18 protein-coding genes and 1 pseudogene are annotated in these 16,266 nt (G+C 60.9%); 10 read left to right on the forward strand and 9 right to left on the reverse strand.

All coding sequences use genetic code 11. The annotated features are described in order from the left end of the window. Positions 1-219 (forward strand): transposase (locus METUNV1_RS15315; RefSeq protein ID WP_043360101.1); only part of this gene is annotated, 219 nt, incomplete at its 5' end. 175 nt (positions 220-394) lie between these two features. Further along, positions 395-1,126 (forward strand): tetratricopeptide repeat protein, encoded by a 732-nt coding sequence (locus METUNV1_RS15320; RefSeq protein ID WP_206760080.1) that lies wholly within the window; start codon positions 395-397, stop codon positions 1,124-1,126. A gap of 527 nt (positions 1,127-1,653) precedes the next feature. Here the strand turns inward: METUNV1_RS15320 and METUNV1_RS20245 are convergent. From METUNV1_RS20245 to METUNV1_RS15350, 7 genes are all read right to left on the reverse strand, one after another. Beyond that, entirely contained in the window at positions 1,654-1,887 is a 234-nt protein-coding gene (locus METUNV1_RS20245) for a helix-turn-helix domain-containing protein (protein WP_008063333.1), read from the reverse strand. A 105-nt stretch (positions 1,888-1,992) separates the two neighbouring features. Beyond that, positions 1,993-2,484 (reverse strand): antitoxin Xre/MbcA/ParS toxin-binding domain-containing protein, encoded by a 492-nt coding sequence (locus tag METUNV1_RS15325; RefSeq protein ID WP_008063334.1) that lies wholly within the window; start codon positions 2,482-2,484, stop codon positions 1,993-1,995. A gap of 182 nt (positions 2,485-2,666) precedes the next feature. Continuing rightward, on the reverse strand, positions 2,667-3,524 hold the full coding sequence (locus tag METUNV1_RS15330; protein ID WP_139026389.1) for a hypothetical protein: 858 nt from the start codon (positions 3,522-3,524) through the stop codon (positions 2,667-2,669). A 568-nt stretch (positions 3,525-4,092) separates the two neighbouring features. Beyond that, positions 4,093-5,190 carry a TniQ family protein gene (locus METUNV1_RS20250; protein ID WP_081471376.1) on the reverse strand — a complete coding sequence of 366 codons (1,098 nt, stop codon included), beginning with the start codon at positions 5,188-5,190 and terminating at the stop codon, positions 4,093-4,095. A 15-nt stretch (positions 5,191-5,205) separates the two neighbouring features. Beyond that, positions 5,206-6,087, reverse strand: coding sequence for a TniB family NTP-binding protein (locus METUNV1_RS15340; RefSeq protein ID WP_008063336.1), 882 nt, complete (start codon positions 6,085-6,087; stop codon positions 5,206-5,208). Beyond that, positions 6,084-8,018: a Mu transposase C-terminal domain-containing protein gene (locus tag METUNV1_RS15345; protein ID WP_081471377.1), complete on the reverse strand. Its 1,935-nt coding sequence runs from the start codon at positions 8,016-8,018 to the stop codon at positions 6,084-6,086. The genes METUNV1_RS15340 and METUNV1_RS15345 overlap by 4 nt, the downstream gene beginning before the upstream one ends. Further along, on the reverse strand, positions 8,000-8,668 hold the full coding sequence (locus METUNV1_RS15350; RefSeq protein ID WP_008063337.1) for a TnsA endonuclease N-terminal domain-containing protein: 669 nt from the start codon (positions 8,666-8,668) through the stop codon (positions 8,000-8,002). The genes METUNV1_RS15345 and METUNV1_RS15350 overlap by 19 nt, the downstream gene beginning before the upstream one ends. 100 nt (positions 8,669-8,768) lie before the next feature. Here METUNV1_RS15350 and METUNV1_RS15355 point away from each other — a divergent pair. Continuing rightward, positions 8,769-9,443 (forward strand): annotated as a pseudogene (locus METUNV1_RS15355) (ATP-binding protein); the annotation flags it as partial. Positions 9,444-9,467: 24 nt separating this feature from the next. Here the strand turns inward: METUNV1_RS15355 and METUNV1_RS15360 are convergent. Together METUNV1_RS15360 and pyrE are read right to left on the reverse strand one after the other, a co-directional pair. After that, positions 9,468-10,094: a hypothetical protein gene (locus METUNV1_RS15360; RefSeq protein ID WP_008063341.1), complete on the reverse strand. Its 627-nt coding sequence runs from the start codon at positions 10,092-10,094 to the stop codon at positions 9,468-9,470. Positions 10,095-10,137: 43 nt separating this feature from the next. Beyond that, complete coding sequence (gene pyrE / locus METUNV1_RS15365; protein WP_008063343.1) at positions 10,138-10,755, reverse strand: orotate phosphoribosyltransferase; 618 nt, start codon at positions 10,753-10,755, stop codon at positions 10,138-10,140. 53 nt (positions 10,756-10,808) lie between these two features. On the opposite strand from pyrE, the gene METUNV1_RS15370 reads away from it, so the two are divergent. The 7 genes from METUNV1_RS15370 (at position 10,809) to METUNV1_RS15400 (ending at position 16,227) form a co-directional block, all read left to right on the forward strand. After that, positions 10,809-11,603 (forward strand): exodeoxyribonuclease III, encoded by a 795-nt coding sequence (locus METUNV1_RS15370; RefSeq protein ID WP_043360107.1) that lies wholly within the window; start codon positions 10,809-10,811, stop codon positions 11,601-11,603. Between the two features lie 32 nt (positions 11,604-11,635). Next, complete coding sequence (locus METUNV1_RS15375; RefSeq protein ID WP_008063347.1) at positions 11,636-12,664, forward strand: SGNH/GDSL hydrolase family protein; 1,029 nt, start codon at positions 11,636-11,638, stop codon at positions 12,662-12,664. 62 nt (positions 12,665-12,726) lie between these two features. Next, positions 12,727-13,047 carry an ElaB/YgaM/YqjD family protein gene (locus METUNV1_RS15380; RefSeq protein ID WP_008063351.1) on the forward strand — a complete coding sequence of 107 codons (321 nt, stop codon included), beginning with the start codon at positions 12,727-12,729 and terminating at the stop codon, positions 13,045-13,047. A 7-nt stretch (positions 13,048-13,054) separates the two neighbouring features. Then, positions 13,055-13,435, forward strand: coding sequence for a phage holin family protein (locus tag METUNV1_RS15385; RefSeq protein ID WP_008063352.1), 381 nt, complete (start codon positions 13,055-13,057; stop codon positions 13,433-13,435). Beyond that, complete coding sequence (locus tag METUNV1_RS15390; RefSeq protein WP_008063353.1) at positions 13,432-13,719, forward strand: YqjK family protein; 288 nt, start codon at positions 13,432-13,434, stop codon at positions 13,717-13,719. The genes METUNV1_RS15385 and METUNV1_RS15390 overlap by 4 nt, the downstream gene beginning before the upstream one ends. A gap of 194 nt (positions 13,720-13,913) precedes the next feature. Further along, complete coding sequence (locus METUNV1_RS15395; protein WP_008063354.1) at positions 13,914-14,768, forward strand: HDOD domain-containing protein; 855 nt, start codon at positions 13,914-13,916, stop codon at positions 14,766-14,768. Between the two features lie 76 nt (positions 14,769-14,844). Then, a complete protein-coding gene (locus tag METUNV1_RS15400; protein WP_008063355.1) occupies positions 14,845-16,227 on the forward strand; it encodes an AmpG family muropeptide MFS transporter in 1,383 nt (460 codons plus the stop codon). The last annotated feature ends 39 nt before the right edge of the window (positions 16,228-16,266 follow it).

Raw genomic sequence — 16,266 nt, forward strand, 5'->3', positions numbered from 1 at the left:
AGCGCCGTCGATGGACGCACCGCGCGTGGCAAGGGCTACGCGATGAGTCTGCGCAGGCGAAAGATGATCGAAGAGGCCTTCGGCTGGATCAAGACGGTGGGTGGTCTGCGCAAGACGCGGCACAAGGGGCTGGAGAGGCTCTCCGGTCAGGCGCTGTTTGCGTTCGCGGCGTACAACCTGACTCGAATGCTGAGCCTGATGCGAACGGCTGCCGCGTAGAGGGATAGATGCGTCCGCTGCCTGGCGAGCAGCCGAATACGAGGGTGAGAGAACCCCGAATCACACGCCACGGCGCACTTCCGGTGCCGGAAAAAACGAGCGGAAGGACATGATCCGGAAGGATTCAAGGGTTTCTCACCAGCCTGCTAGCGTTTCCAGCGCAGCCGAACCGACAATGAAGGAAGCCGCGATGCTGAACGTCAAGCTTGGCGACATGATCGTTCAGCAACGTGAAGGGACCTGGACAGCCTTCAAGGTACTTGCGGTAGACAACTGGGCCGATGGCACGCATACGGCACATTGCATGGCGTACGAGCCAACAGTGATCGAGCCAACCCCGGAAGCACTGAAGGGGGGAAAGGTACGTGCATGGCATGTTCCAATTGACGCTCGGACCTTCCGTGATGGTTGGCAACTCATCAGCAACGAATTGCCTTCGGCGCACGAGCTGGTGGGCTTTCACGAGTACTTGAGGCTAACTGACTTTCCGCGTTACCTCACTGTCACTGGAAAGGACGTCGACACGATCATCGGCGCGGCAAACGAACACTACAAGCGGGCGTACGCTCTGGGCGACGCCGGCAAACGTCGGGAGGCGATCATGGAGTACGACAAGGCCATTGACCTCTTCCCGCTGTTTTACGAGGCTATCGACAATCGAGCTTTCACCTACATGGAACTCGGTGATTTGAATACGGCACTTAAAGACTTCGAAGAGTCCTTGCGCATCAATCCCATCGGCGTTACCGCTTTTTTCTCAAGGGGTGAATGCCTCTTGAAGCTAGGACACCTGGAAAGGGCTGAGGCGGTTTTCGAGGAGGGAATCTCCAAGTTCCCAGAACAGCGAGACCTGTTTACCCGTTTTCGCGAAGTCGTTCGAAGTCAGAGACGTGTTCAGCCTCGCTAGCAGTCCGAAGTGTGCAAGACACACACAATGAACGCTGTTGTCAGCTGCGTGCGCGGAGACTTACCGTAAGGACGTGCCGGCCAATGAGGGCGAGAGAATCGACATCCACTTGAGGATCACGTATCAGCGGCCTCTGCGCGACGGCTATTCCTGTAGAAGCGGTCAGACGACGTGTGCGACTGCGCATATGTCTCGTGCTCCACCAGCAAAAGCAGCTGCCTCCCAAGCTCTCAGCATTTCACCCTTCGAGGTAAGAAGCTGGCGCCTTCATGGCAAGAGCGCAGCGCAAGAACCAAGCCCAATCCACCGACCCCCATCTAACTCTTCAGCGAACCTCGCCCGAACAACCGTCCCTCAGCCATCACCAACGGATCAACCATAGACAGGCGCTCCGAGCTTCTAATACCGAGTCACGCGCCCCTCGATCTTTGGTACCCAATCGAAGTGCGCGCGAGACCCACGGTCTAGACCATAGCGCAACCGAACCCACTACAGCCTCGCGGCAGTTAACGTAGCAACTCACTCCGTTACCTCTTGACGACCCTCGCCGCCAGCTTGCCCAAGAGCTTGTCGTCAACCAAGCCTTCGGCATACGCGAGAACCAGCATCGCAATAGGAGCCGGAAGCCCCCTTCCTGACTCATACCGACTTCCGCCCGACTGCGTGACCAGGAAGCGAGACCAGAACTGCGTCTGGTTCTCGCCTAGCGACTCTCGATACGCCCGAAGGTTCTTTAGCGGATTCTTCACTGCTTTAGCCATCTCATCCCCCACCTGCTGGTTTTGGCGACCTCGCCAATATTCGTCTGACGAGGCAGCATGAGTCTATATCATGCCGAAGTCATGTTTGGATGGCGTGAAGCCAGATCAGAGATAGATGCCATGCTCCAACGCACCGAGTAACCCCTTTACCAACGCGAAGCCTTCAAGTGTGTCAAAACACGATGCCGGCGACCGACCTCCGAGTGAAGGAGCAGGGGCAAGTAGCCAGGTCCCCAACCAGGCACACACATCGAAGTCCTCAGGCGCTCCTGCACGCTCTGCAATGCGTTCTGCTGCTGCCAGCAGGTCGACGAGGGCAAGCAGACGTTCGGACTGAGAAGCATTGAGTTTCTCGCCATTGGAGATCTTCTTGCGCACCGTGGAGAGTGGTAGCGCCATGGTCTGTATCAAGCGCGCCTGCGACCAGCCGAGCTTCGGGGCCAGAATAGGGATGACACGAGCTGGGATGCCCTCGCGAAGAAGGCAAACACGCGACCAAGTCGTTGCCTTGTGTGCTTGCATCAACTCGGGCAAGGAGACGTTGATTCGCCTCTGCCCTAGGGTGTCCACCTGGGTATGTGATTGCTGGCGGTGCATCTGACGCCCCTCTGTTAGATGACGGGTGGATGGATCGTAGCGCTACGTTGGCGTTGTCACTGTTCGACGACAGCTCGACATCATGTTACGTCCGGCAGTCGCCAAGATGCCCTTGCCCGGGACAAGCCGGACCGCGTCGACAAGTTGGCCAGCTGTGCGGGTTTGGCAACCTCAAACGAATATCAGGGACCACTGTTTGCTGCCCGGCCGACAATCGGCACCCAGTACTCGTCCCCTTTCCATTCAACCAACAGTCCTCCATCTCGCCTGCTGATCTGCTCAAGTTTCACCGCTCTCGCGACTGCAGCGTCCAGTCCATGAAAGTACGATAGGGCCGCCCCCAGCCAGCGTCGCGTACTGACCGCGTCAGTCAGCGGTTTATCCATGAGCCGCAACACCCTCCGTTCCTGACGGCGCCTCTTGAGTTGGTGCGCACGCGCCGGATTTGTCGGTGGAATCTGCATCTCAATCGCCGTGTGCTCAACGAGATACCGAACGAAGCGAGTCACCGCCGCCCGCTGGCCTGGCGTCCTGGTCAGATAGCTATCGAGCACCGCTTGAGTCGGCGGCATCAACTTCATCACAGACGCTCTCCTGAGCATTCCCGCTGCTGCTGTCATTGACAGGCGCACCGTCCGCATCGATGTGCCTTGAAGTTGCTGCTCGGCGATCATGACGTTGTGGAATCCGCTCAGAAGCGCGAACCCATGCGACGACCGATCAAACATCGCTAGCGTAGTCAGAATGCGTCGTCGATCAGAGCCTTCTCGCTTGACCTTCTCATCGACGACGAGGCGTCCGGTCTCCTCCATCCAGCGCAGAGCCAGCAAAGACCGACGAAGGCGAACAACTCCAAAGGCTGCCACCAGTTCTGCATAATTGGGGATATCGCCCCACCTCTGTTCGATGTCCAGAAAGAGGGGAAGAAAGCGCTCCAACTTCAGCGCGGTCTTCTGCGCTCCTGTTGTCGCTACCAACCAGGAAGTGAAGTCCTCAAATCGCTTCGCCATATGCGGCGAGGAGAAGGAATCCGCGAACACCTTGAGACGAATGGCGACGGATTTTCCCCAACCACAGCCTTCACAAAGAGCACCTCGTCCAGCAGGAGTGATACTCCCACACTGCAGGCAGGTAGTCTCAGAGCCTGAGCAGCATCTCCTGCAAACCTCCTTGCCGTCGGCATCTCGGATCAACAAGCGACTTCGACGGCAGGATGGACAGGTGCGGTGATCGGCCCGGGCGCACTTGGGACACAACCTGCGAGCGTCGCCCAGGCGGCGCACGCGTGACAGCCTGTTGGAAGAAGCGCCACAGCCCTCACATCGTTCCGGGCTGCGAAAGTAGGGCGCGCAGCTATTGCAGACAGGTCCTGACGGCGTCAGCTTGCCAATCGGTCGGCCTTTACGGGTGCATCGAATGCAGGGTCTTGCGCTTTCGCAGGCGCGACACATCGCAGATGCAATGTTGTTGGGTAACCTAGTCGAAACACCGCAATTCGGACACGGCGCGGATTTGAAGACACGCGCATAGCAGGTGGAGCAATATCGATGGCCCCGATAGACTCGGTGCGCCTTGGCGATGAGGCGCCCGCACTCATCGCAGCCAGGTTCAGGATAGGACATCAACCTTCTGAACTCGTCGTTTCCGCTCGAGCCGCGCGAACATTCTCATGACGGCTTGACGGGACCTGGGTCCGGAGGAGGCGGTAGGGGATCGCCTTCTCTTCACAGAACGTTCCGGCAGTCGATCAAGAACTTCTACGATTACTCCCTTCAGGCTCTGTCGTTCATCCACCAGCTGACTCCGTACGAGCCCCAGAGAATTCGCCTGGGACACAAACTCATCAGGGCCAACCGACAACATCGTCCAAGCAAGCGACAAAAGGGTTGTTCTTTCAGTTACCGGCAACATCTCGAGGGACAACCCTGTTGCACAACGTGCCTCTGCATGACTAGCGATACCCATTCGCTCGACAAGGCTGCGTACCGCCTCACTGACGCGCCGCTCGCGGTTCCGCAGAATCGCTATGAAGAAGCGAGCCGCATTCAGCCAATCGAAGACCGATACTTCGCGACCGCCATACGTTGTCGTTCCTCGATCGAGTGCCTCGTCAGTGACCTCCTGAAAGCGAAGCGCGTCCCGGTTTGCTGCCTCTCCTGCAACAGATCGCAAGTCGTGACGACAGGTTGCGCAGATGCCCAGATGAACATCGGAGGCATGCAACCGATGCGGTTCAAGAGGAGAGGCGCACGCGGTGCATCGATCAACGAGTTGAATCCCATGCTTGACACAGCATGTATGCCAGGCGAACCGCCACTTTCTGCGGTAGTAGGGATCTCGATCCTCCGAAATGCATCTTGGACAGTACTGGAGTCCGCCCGTGCGAAGGCGATTTCGAGATCCAATAGACAGCACCCATGGCCAAGATAAGTTCGACCTTAGTGGCGTCTCGACGTATCGCGAGACCAATTGCCTCAAGCAGGTTTGTTCTACGACAGAGCCCGTGACGCCCGTCACCTCACACAGCGGGGCGATATCCTGCTCCGTTAAACCTCTGTCCACGTCGAGCGTCCAAACGCGTTTGGCTGGCCAAAGCCACCCGGAGAGGATTAAGGGATCGCATCCCTGAGCCATAGCCAAGCGCAAAAGCCAAGACGAAAGGGACTCGTCGTAATTCGGCTCTACGGTTACAGGCCACGAGCGCACGTCTCTGTCTCCGGCTTACCGGCTGCCGAGAGCAAGTCGCGACTCGCGATCACGTACTTCCTTAATGAGGTTGACGTCTATGACCTCGGCACCCGTCTGAATGGCGTGCTTGGCACACTTCCTGAGAAACCTATGAAGATCCCCGAGATTTCCTTTGCAGAGCTCGAAGAGGAGCTCAGCAGAACCGCCATTTTTTAGATTCGAAGCATTCCTAAGGGGAAGCGTCTGCTCAAATCCGCTTAAGAGCTTCTGGAAATCCCTATTCGCCTCCCACCGTCTAAGACGACGCGTCTGAAACCTCGATTCCATTTGCTTATCGACACTCAGGAACGATTCGACATCGGACGTCCCGACCCCGACAATAGGAAGAGATAGAACGTTGCAGAGCGACTTGATGATGTTCAGAGCTTCCTGCTTTTTTAGCGGTGACCCTCTTCCCATCGAGTGAAACTCATCGATGATAAGCATTTTCACTTTGCATCGCGCGAACAGGTTCTCAACTTGATATTTGAGTTTCTCTCTGTTATCACGCCCGCTATAGGGCGCCTTCATACTTTCAAGGATCGCCATCAGCAACCCCTTCTCGCTTGGTGTTGCTGGCGATTCAACGAGAACAACCGGGAAGATCGTCTCGTCACCAGCCACATAGGGCTGCCCGTGCTCCTTAACGAACTGCCTTATCAACTGAGTTTTACCGATATTGGACTCCCCCACGATGACGAGGCAATCCATCTTGTTCCGTCGAGGCATCCTTAAAAGCTCTACGAGTTCATCGACGATCTCCTTCGCAGCAGAATAGGGAACCCATCGATCCTCATCGATGAACCTCATTCGATCTTCGTCGGGCATATTAAAGACGTATTGAAAGGCCCCTGCCACGTGAGGGTACTCGTTCACCTTACATCCTCCGGAGGCTCAATCAGAGAGTCGTCGACAAAATGTGAGCCCGCTGTCTTTGAAGCGCCAACAGGCGCCGAAATCGGTGCCAGCACCGTCCTTCTAACGACCGATTTCTTTCGATCCACTGATTTCTGTTGTTCAATTCTAGCGCTTTTCTTTTTCGCCTGAGAATCCTCAACCAACCTTCGATTTCTTTCAACGCTTAAATCTATTTTCTCAACGAAATCGTGGCTATCAGCCTCTGCGGCGAGCTCCTTCCTGGACCGATCGTACTCGGCCAGGCTGGTGCCGTGCTTTATCTTTGGAAACGATGGAATCTGAATATATTTCCTGGTCTTCTCGCAAAAGAACCATATATGCGATATATCAGCGATGTCGTATCTAAACAAGGATTTTATTTTCTCTTTTCCTTTCGGATCTGTTTGGTTTATGAAAGGATCGAGCACATCATGATAGTACGTCACATTATTAAGCGAGACCCCGGTCCGCTTAACGACCCGGTAAACAGAAGGATAGAAGTCTAACCTCAGCGTCTGGCTGTCTGCGATCCTATTTTGCATGCCAAGCGGAGGCTGGTTCTTTCCTCCGAAAATTCCAAACTTCCATTGCATGTACGGCGGAACCCCAAGCTCTGAATGTCGAGAAAGGTGGTACTGGTTACAAATGAAGTCGACTACCCACCGTTCAAACTCCGTCCTCGTCATACTGGCGTTTTTTTCCGGGTCGTCGTCACCTTTCGAAGTGTGCTTCGACCCAGTTCTGCCGGGCAGAGATTCTACATTCTGTGCAAGCGTTCTAAAGAATCGCTCAACGTGCCCGCCGTAGTGGGGTCTCTTTACAGGCCGAAATTCCAGATTAATTCCGTAGTTCTCGCATGAGCGCATAAAGCTAGTCGAGCGGAAATCCGATCCGTTATCAGCGTGAATAGTCTTCGGCTTCCCCCATACGGGCCAGTCCGCCTCCACTCCAAGCGCTTCAAGCAGTTTTTCTTTGGGCAAAATTGAAGTCGCAATACACTGCCCCACAGCATACTCCGAAGGGCTGTCCATAGAGAGGAACCAGCCCGTAACCATTCGACTGAACACGTCGATTGACAATGTCAGCCACGGTCGCCCGATCGGGAGTCGAAGATCATCGCTGACAAGTTGGATATCCATGAGATGGTGATCGATTTCAACCACTGCCAATGGAAAGGTGGCATTCGGAAATGTTCCGGGGACAGCGGCAAATTTATTGCGAGCCTTTTCTGAGAAACCTCTTTTTTGGAGCTTTTTCCTCTCTGAAATCTGGTCAATCCGCATTCGGACCGTCATATGTGACGGCGGCTCGATCTTTTGGGCTCGACAGCGCAGTTCTACTTCCCGAATCGCTTTGGCGGTCGAATGCCTTTCAGATGTCAAGTAGTAATCTTCGATTACGCCTTTGATAATGTGCTCGACTTCCGGTGAAATGCGACTAGCGCCCTTCTTCCACCCTCGCTTCTTGGGTACGAGTGCGAGTACAGTTCCGAATCGCTCGTACCTCGTAAGCCACCGATATAACGTTGACGGATCCATCTTCAGACTTTGAGCCCTCAGAACGACATCCTTTCGGGATCGATTGGGCTTGTCGGTCAAAGGCCTTATCGCCTCGAACCGCTTGTTGGCCTTCTCCCAATAAGCGTTTTCAATGAGAACCAGCTCTTCGTTCGTACCCTCACGAGATGCCGCGCCGGGCTCGGGGACGGGTTCGAGGCTATCAATCTTAAGGACCTCCTCCTCGGAACTGCTCGTATTCCGTCCAATGACGTTACTTAGATTGACGACGTAAACAATCTGATAGGTCGCCTCACCTGACTTTACGAACGATCCGACGCTCAACGGCACAGAAGACCGATCGATCTCAATCCGTTTGATCTCGCCTCGTTTTTTCACGACTCTGTTCTCCATACCGTGAGACCCAGATCCAATGGATCGAGTGGTTCGTTGACGTCGAAGTCAAGCGTCCGTATCGCTATCAGATGAAGGACCACATGACGGGGATGCTCATCAAGAAGGCGCCCTATAGAGATCTTTTGATGAACGGGAACAGAGCTCAGAACTGGTTCTGTCGTGTCAGGCGGAACTGTCATCGCCTTGTATCTCTCGAGGTAGCGCGCGTTCTCAAAGACTACGTCGTGAATGCGACTTTCATCGAAGATGCGAAACCGCCAACCTTGCTGTTTGGCATATCGCCTGGCGGCCTTCCATTTTGACTTCCACTTGCGCCAGTTCTGGCTCCACTCTGCATAAGACTTCACCTCGTAGAGTTCTGTCTGTGCGAGACCTCGTCGGTACCTGACGAGAAAGTCGGGCGTGTATGGAAACGTCCGGCCTTGATGACCAGTAAACGGGATCGTTACCGGCTGTGACCTAAGACCGTCGACCGCAAGGATGAACTCCATGCGGATGATGAAGTCCCGCTCAAGCGTCGACTCAAACGCAACCCCCTTCTTCCCTCGGAAAACGTACTGCCCAGAAACGCTTCGGCGCGTCGGGCCGATCTTTCGCGCCGGCGGGGCGTTGTCCTCCGTATGGCAGTCGTCTTTATTGATAGTCACTGTGTTGACAATCGGTCTTATTGATGTAACAGCTGATGCATTAATTTCTATATATTACTACGTAAGTTGTTGTTTTGTCTACTGTAGAGTTTTCTTTAATTCTTTATGTTACAGCGGCGCGGTGCCGCGGCCAGGCGAAGTTTCGCTGGCGCACAACGGCGTGCTCTTTCTCGACGAACTGCCCGAGTTCGACCGCCGGGTGCTGGAAGCACTGCGCGAACCGCTGGAAACCGGTCAGGTGACGATTTCGCGCGCCGCCCACCGTGCCGAGTTCCCCGCCCGCTTCCAGCTGGTGGCGGCGATGAATCCCTGCCCCTGCGGCTATCTCGGTCACCCGTCCGGCCGCTGCCGCTGCACGCCGGACCAGGTGGCCCGCTACCGGGCCCGGCTGTCCGGCCCGCTGCTCGACCGCATCGACCTGCAGGTCACGGTGCCACCGCTGCCGGAACAGGCACTGACCGGCGGCCCGGGCGAAAGCAGCGCGGCGGTACGGACGCGGGTCGCCGCGGCCCACGGCCTGCAGCAGGCGCGCCAGGGCAAGGCCAACCGGCAGCTGGATGCGGCCGACATCGACCTGCACTGCCCGCTGACCGACGCCGCCCGCGCGCTGCTGGGGCAGGCGATGGCGCGCTTCACGCTGTCCGCGCGCGCCTATCACCGCTGCCTGAAGGTGGCGCGGACGATTGCCGATCTGAATGGGCGGGAAGTGATTGCCGACGGCGACGTGGCCGAGGCCGTCAGATACCGGCGACCGCTGGACGCGGCGGCTGGCTGAGCTGCGGATTCCGGCGCGGGGCGCTCAGCGGCTGCCGGCCAGTTCGCGGAAGCGGGCGCGGTCCTCTTCGAAACGCTTGCGCGTGTCCACCAGATCGCGCTCCTTGGCGGCAATGTTCTCGGTGATCAGGCGCAGATCCTCGCTGGTGGTGTCCAGCCTGTCCTTGAGGTGGGACGGCACGCGCTTGTTCTTGCCGGTGAAGGCGGCGGCATCTGTTTCAAGCTTCTTCTGACGCTCGGTCAGCGTCTGTTTCTGCTCGCGCAGGCGGGACAGCAGTTCCTCGATATCCGCCACACGCCGGTCGCGCGCCACGTCGATCTCGCGCTCGCTGGTGTAGGTGTTGAGCAGCGTGGTGTCGCGCCGGCGCTGTTCCTGACGCAGCCGGTCGTCATCGGCCGCCTTCTTCGCGTCGGCGTCGCGCTTGGCGCGCTGGGCGTCGCTCATCGGCGCCTCGACCTGCTTCACCGTCGCGCCCTGGCTGTTCAGTTCGCGATAGCTGCGATCGGCGCAGGACGCGGGCAGCACGTCGCCGCACACCTGCTGGCCGCGTGCGTCCTTGCAGCAGTAGACGCGCGCCTCGACCGTGGCGGCCGGCAGCAGGCCGGCCGCACAGAGGGCGAGAACAAGGTAACGCGGCAATCCAGCTTTCATGTTCGGCAAATGCCTTTCAGTGGTGAGGCACGGTCTGCTGCATTCAGCTCACACCGTACTGCGCGCGATAGGCGCGTACTGCATCAAGATTGGCCTGCAGCGACGGGCTGTCCTGCAGATAACCCAGCAGGTCTTCCAGCGTCGCGCAGGCCACGACCGGCATGCCGTACGAACGCTCGACCTCCTGAACCGCTGACAATTGTCCGGTACCGCGCTCCATCCGGTCGAGGGCAATCGCCACACCGGCCGGTTCGGCACCGGCCGCCCGGATCAGCTCGACCGATTCGCGCACCGAGGTGCCGGCGCTGATCACGTCGTCGATGATGAGTACCCGGCCCCTGAGCGGCGCACCGATCAGCGTGCCGCCTTCGCCGTGGTCCTTGGCTTCCTTGCGGTTGAACGCGAACGGCAGGTCCCGGCCGCGCTGCGCGATCTGCATGGCGGTGCCGGCCGCCAGCACGATGCCCTTGTAGGCCGGGCCGAACAGCATGTCGAACTGCGGCGCCCGCTGCAAGATGGTATCGGCATAGAAGCTGCACAGCTTGAGCACCGAGGCGCCGCTGTTGAACAGGCCGGCGTTGAAGAAGTACGGCGACTCGCGCCCCGCCTTGGTGGTGAAGCTGCCGAAGCGCAGCACACCGGTTTCGACGGCGAACTTCACGAATTCACGTCTAGAATCCACGGGCTTTTCCAATCAGAACGGACAAACCGGCCATGTTACGTATCGTGTCGCTCAACCTCAACGGTATCCGCTCGGCCACCACCAAGGGCGTGTGGGACTGGGTGGCGAGCGAATCGCCCGACATGCTGTGCGTGCAGGAGCTGAAGGCCCAGGCGGCCGACCTCGACGCCACGATGCGGGCGCCGGCCGCCATGGGCGGTGCGGACGGCCACTTCCACTACGCGCTGAAGAAGGGCTACAGCGGCGTAGGCCTGTACGCCCGCCGCACGCCGGCGCGGGTGATCACCGGTTTCGGCGTGCAGGAATTCGACGACGAGGGCCGCTACGTGGAAGCGGATTTCGGCGACCTGACCGTGATTTCGCTCTACCTGCCGTCCGGTTCCAGCGCGCCGGAACGGCAGGAAGCCAAGTTCCGCTTCCTCGACCGCTTCCAGCCCCACCTCGCCGCACTGCGCGCGAGCGGCCGGGAAATCGTCGTGTGCGGTGACTGGAACATCGCCCACCAGGAAATCGACCTGAAGAACTGGAAGGGCAATCTGAAGAATTCCGGTTTCCTGCCCGAGGAGCGCGCCTGGATGACCGCGCTGCTGGGCGAGGGCGGCTGGGTGGACGTGTATCGCACGCTGCACCCTGACGCGACAGAGGACTGCTACACCTGGTGGAGCAACCGCGGCCAGGCCCGGGCCAAGAACGTGGGCTGGCGCATCGACTACCAGATCGCCACACCGGGCATCGCGGCTAAGGCCCGCGCGGCGCGGGTCTACAAGGAGGTGCGCTTCAGCGACCATGCTCCGCTCATTGTCGACTACGATGTCGACATTGCCTGAAGTCCGCTGACCGCCTCCCCGAAAGGACTGCCATGAACGCGCTGCGCCGCCTTGCCTTCGCTGCCGCCGTCGTCACCTCGCTGCCGGTTTCGGCGGCCTACAGCGAACTGGTCGTGTTCGGCGACAGCCTGTCGGACAACGGCAACTTCCTGGCACTGACCGGCGGACAGTTTCCGTCGCCCACTTTCGGCTATGCGACCGGACGCTTCTCGAACGGACCGGTCGCCGTCGAATACCTGGCGGCCAGCCTCGGGCTGACGCTGCACAACTACGCGGTCGGCGGCGCCCGCACCGGTACGCCGTACGGCGGCGGTTCGGACAACTACGTCGATGCGAGCGGTCAGGGCGCCGAGCTCGGCCTGCCGCCCGATTACTTCAACGGCACCGGCGTGCTGGCGCAGATCAGCCAGCGCGTGGCGGCCGGACCGCTCGACCCGAACGCGCTGTATCTGGTGTGGGCGGGGCCGAATGACTACTTCCTGACCGAATCGCTGCTGTCGCCGAACACGGTGCCGAACGCGATCGGCCATCTGGGCAGCGGTCTCACCCAGCTGTACAACGCGGGCGCCCGCAATTTCCTGGTGCCCAATATGGCCAATCTCGGCCTGACGCCCGCGCTGCAGGCCGAAGGTCCGCTCGCCGCAGGGCTGGCCACGCTGCGCTCGGCCGAACACAACGCCGCACTGGCCCAGCTGCTGGGCACGCTGGACCAGACGCTGGCTCTGGCGGATTTCCGCACGGTCGACGTGTTCGGTCTGCTCAACAGCGCGGCTCTTAATCCTGATCAATACGGACTGAGCAATACGGATACACCGTGTCAGACGACACCGGGCTGTGCCGGCGATCCGGCCGGCTACCTGTTCTGGGACGGCGTGCACATCACGACGGCGGGCCATCAGGTGGTCGGAGCCGCCTTCGCTGCGGCGCTGGTGCCGGAAGCCGAAAGCTGGGCCATGCTGGTCGCGGGTCTGGGCGTGCTGGGCGTAGCCCGCCGCCTACAGGCAACCGGCGTGCGGCGCGATAGGCTTGCCAGGTGTCGTGCAGCACCGGAACGCACGTAATTATTTACCCGGCCCATGCGCGGATTGACTGCCGGGCGGGCCTCTCAAAAAGGAGAAATGACATGTCCGACCTGATCGATCAGAACACCGTCACCAAGGAAAAGCTGGTCAGCGACCTCAAGGTGGTGATCGCCGACGCGGAAGAACTGCTGCGCGTAACCGCCAATCAGGCCGGCGAGAAAGTCGGCGAACTGCGCGTACGCATGCAGGAAAACCTGACTTCCGCCCGCCATAAGCTGGCCGATGCGGAAGCCGCACTGAAGGAAAAGTCGCGTGAGGTGGCGCGTGCCACCGACGACTACGTGCACGAGCACCCGTGGAAGTCGATCGGCGTGGCCGCTGGCGTCGGCCTGCTGGTCGGCCTGCTGATCGGCCGCCGCTGAGCGTCCGATGGCCGCTACGCCCCGGCCTGAGCGGCTCGGCGCATCGCTGAAGGGCTTCGTTTCCAGCCTGATCGAGATCGTTCACGTCAGGCTAGAACTGATCACCGTCGAAGCGCGCGACGAAGCGCTGCGCCTGACCGAACTGCTGGTCTACGGCGCGCTGGCCATTGCCTTCCTGACCTTCGGCATCGCCTTCCTCGCGGTGCTGCTGACGGTGCTGCTGTGGGACAGCCACCGGCTGCTGGTGCTCACGCTGTTTTCGACGCTGTTCATCACGCTGGGCGCGGTGGCGGCCGTCATCGCGCGCGCGCGCATGGCGGAAGGGACCCGGCTGTTCGCCTCCACCCTGGATGAACTGAAGCGCGACCAGGACGCGCTGAACCGGTGAACGAACGCCGTCTGCGCCTTGCGCTGGCGCGCGAGCGCCTGGTTGAGCGTTCGCGCCGGCTGAGGCGGGAAGCGGCCGACCAGTCCGCAGTGCTGGATCCGCTTTTCAATACCTTAGACAGCGTGCGCGACGGCGCTGTCTGGGTACGCGCTCACCCGCAGGTGCTGGCCGCGGCCGTAGTCGGCTTCGCGCTGGTCCGCCCGCGCCGCGTATGGCGCTGGGGCATGCGGCTGTGGGGTGCGTGGCGGGTGCTGGGTGCGCTGCAGCACCGGCTGCAGCGCTGAAGCGCGGCCTCAGCGGGGCGGACGGCGCCCTGAGCAGGGCGCGGCAGGCTAGAATGCATCCCGTCGTCATTTCCGGACGCTGAAGACATGCACCGGAACAGAAGCGGGACGAATGCCCGCGCCCGCAAGGTTTCCTCAAGTTTTCGGGCAGGCAGCCGAATTCAGCAGGACACGCATCCGCACCCGACACGATCATGACTCATTCCGCGCAGGACCTGGCGCAGCGAACGACCGAACTGGTTACGCTCCCCGCCATCTATCACCGCGTCAAGCAGGTGATCGACGATCCGGACGGCTCGGTCATCGAGCTGGCCAAGGTGGTGGCCGCCGATCCTGGCATCACCATGCGTGTGCTGCGGGTGGTGAACAGCGTTTTCTACGGCTTCCCCGGCAAGATCGAAACCATGTCGCGCGCGGTCAGCGTGCTCGGCATGCAGCAGGTGCATGACATCGTGCTGGCCACCACGGTGACCGCGGTGTTCGCCGGCATGCGCCCGGAGCGCATGGACGTGCATCGCTACTGGCGCGCTTCGGCGATGCGCGGCCTGCTGGCCCGTGCCGCTGCCAAGAGCTGCGGCCTGCTGGACGCAGAACGGCTGTTCGTCGGCGGCATGCTGGCCGACATCGGCCACATGGTCATGTACATGCACACCCCGCAGGAAGCCGAACAGGCACTGGTCGAGCACCGCACCTCGGGCGCCGCGCTGGACGAGCTCGAGCGGAACATCGTCGGCTGCGACTACGCCGCGGTCGGCGAGGCACTGCTGACCGAATGGCGGCTGCCGCGCAGTTTTGCCGTGTCCATCGGCGCCCAGATCGACCCCGCCCGCGGCGCGCCGCACGAATTCGAGGCGTCGCTGCTGCACCTGGCGCGGCATGCCGTGAACTACGACGCCCAGCTCGAGGAATCGGCGCGCATCGTCGCCAACGCCTCGCCGGCGGCCTGGCAGATCACCCGGCTGGAACCGCAGGCCTTCGAAGGCGCCTGCGCCGAAGCCTCCAGCTCGCTGGCCGCGGTGATGGGCCTGTTCTTCCCGGAATACGCCTGACCCGTCACCGCCGGGCCGCCGCAGGCCCGCCCCGGCTGGTATCTTCGCGGGCAACACCGACCTTCGCCCGCCTCCGATGTCCGCTTCCTCCGGCTGGTTAGCCAGCCTCAAGGTGTACGCGCACCCGCGCGTCGCCGGCATGTTCTTCCTCGGCTTTTCGGCCGGCCTGCCGCTCATCCTGGTACTGGGCACGCTGTCCTACTGGCTGCGCGAAGCCGGCGTCGATCGCTCGACCATCGGCTATTTCAGCTGGATAGGGCTGGCCTACGGCTTCAAGTGGGTGTGGTCACCGCTGGTGGACCGGCTGCCGCTGCCGCTGCTCACCCGGCTGTTCGGCCGCCGCCGCGCCTGGCTGCTGCTGTCCCAGCTGGCGATCGCGGCCGCGCTGGTCGGCATGGCCGGCACCGATCCGGCCCAGACTCTGGAACGCATGGCCTGGTGCGCGCTGGCGGTGGCTTTCGCCTCGGCCACCCAGGACATCGCGCTCGACGCCTACCGCATCGAGGCGGTGGAACAGCGGCTGCAGGGCGCGATGGCCGCCACCTACCAGGGTGGCTACCGCATCGCAATGATCGTCGCCTCGGCCGGCGTGCTGTGGCTGGCAGCGTCGGTGGACCTGACCGACACCGTCTACGAGCACGGACCCTGGCGCTTCGCCTATCTGGTGATGGCGGCCTGCATGGGGGTGGGCGTAGTGACCACGCTGCTCATCCGGGAACCGGATGCGCCGGTGTCCGAGGACACGGTGCAGCGCGAGGCGCGCACCCGCGAATGGCTGGCCCGCGAAGGGCTGCACGGCCCGCTGCTGGCGCTGGCGGCCTGGGTGCATGGGGCGATGGTGTCGCCCTTCGTCGATTTCGTGCGCCGCTACCGCTGGCAGGCGGTCCTGCTGCTGGCACTGATCGGCAGCTACCGCATTTCGGACGTGGTGATGGGCATCATGGCCAACGCCTTCTATGTGGACATGGGCTACACCAAGGACGAAGTGGCCAGCGTGGCCAAGGTGTATGGCGTAGGGATGACCATCGCCGGTGCGGCGATCGGCGGCGTGCTCACCGCGCGCATGGGCGTCATGAAGACGCTGTTCCTGGGCGCCCTGCTGTCGTCGGCCACCAATCTGCTGTTCGTCTGGCTGGCCGGCCGAGGCCACGATGTGAACGGCCTCATTTTCGCGGTGTCGGCGGACAACCTGTCGGCCGGCATCGCCTCATCGGCTTTCGTGGCCTATCTGTCCGGACTGACCAATGTGGCCTACTCGGCCACCCAGTACGCGCTGTTCAGCTCGCTGATGCTGCTGCTGCCGAAATTCGTCGCCGGCTTTTCCGGCGTCTATGTGGACGCCCACGGCTATGAAGCCTTCTTCACCGGCACCGCGCTGATCGGCCTGCCAGTGCTGGTGCTGGTGCTGCTTGCCGCACGGGCGAGGGGCAGGGACCAGGGAGGAGGGGCCAGGGGCTAGCGAATTCCGGGCGGCGCAGCCGCCCGCAGCTTCCCCTGG

The organism is Methyloversatilis universalis FAM5, from assembly GCF_000214035.2.
Classification (GTDB): Bacteria; Pseudomonadota; Gammaproteobacteria; order Burkholderiales; family Rhodocyclaceae; genus Methyloversatilis; species Methyloversatilis universalis.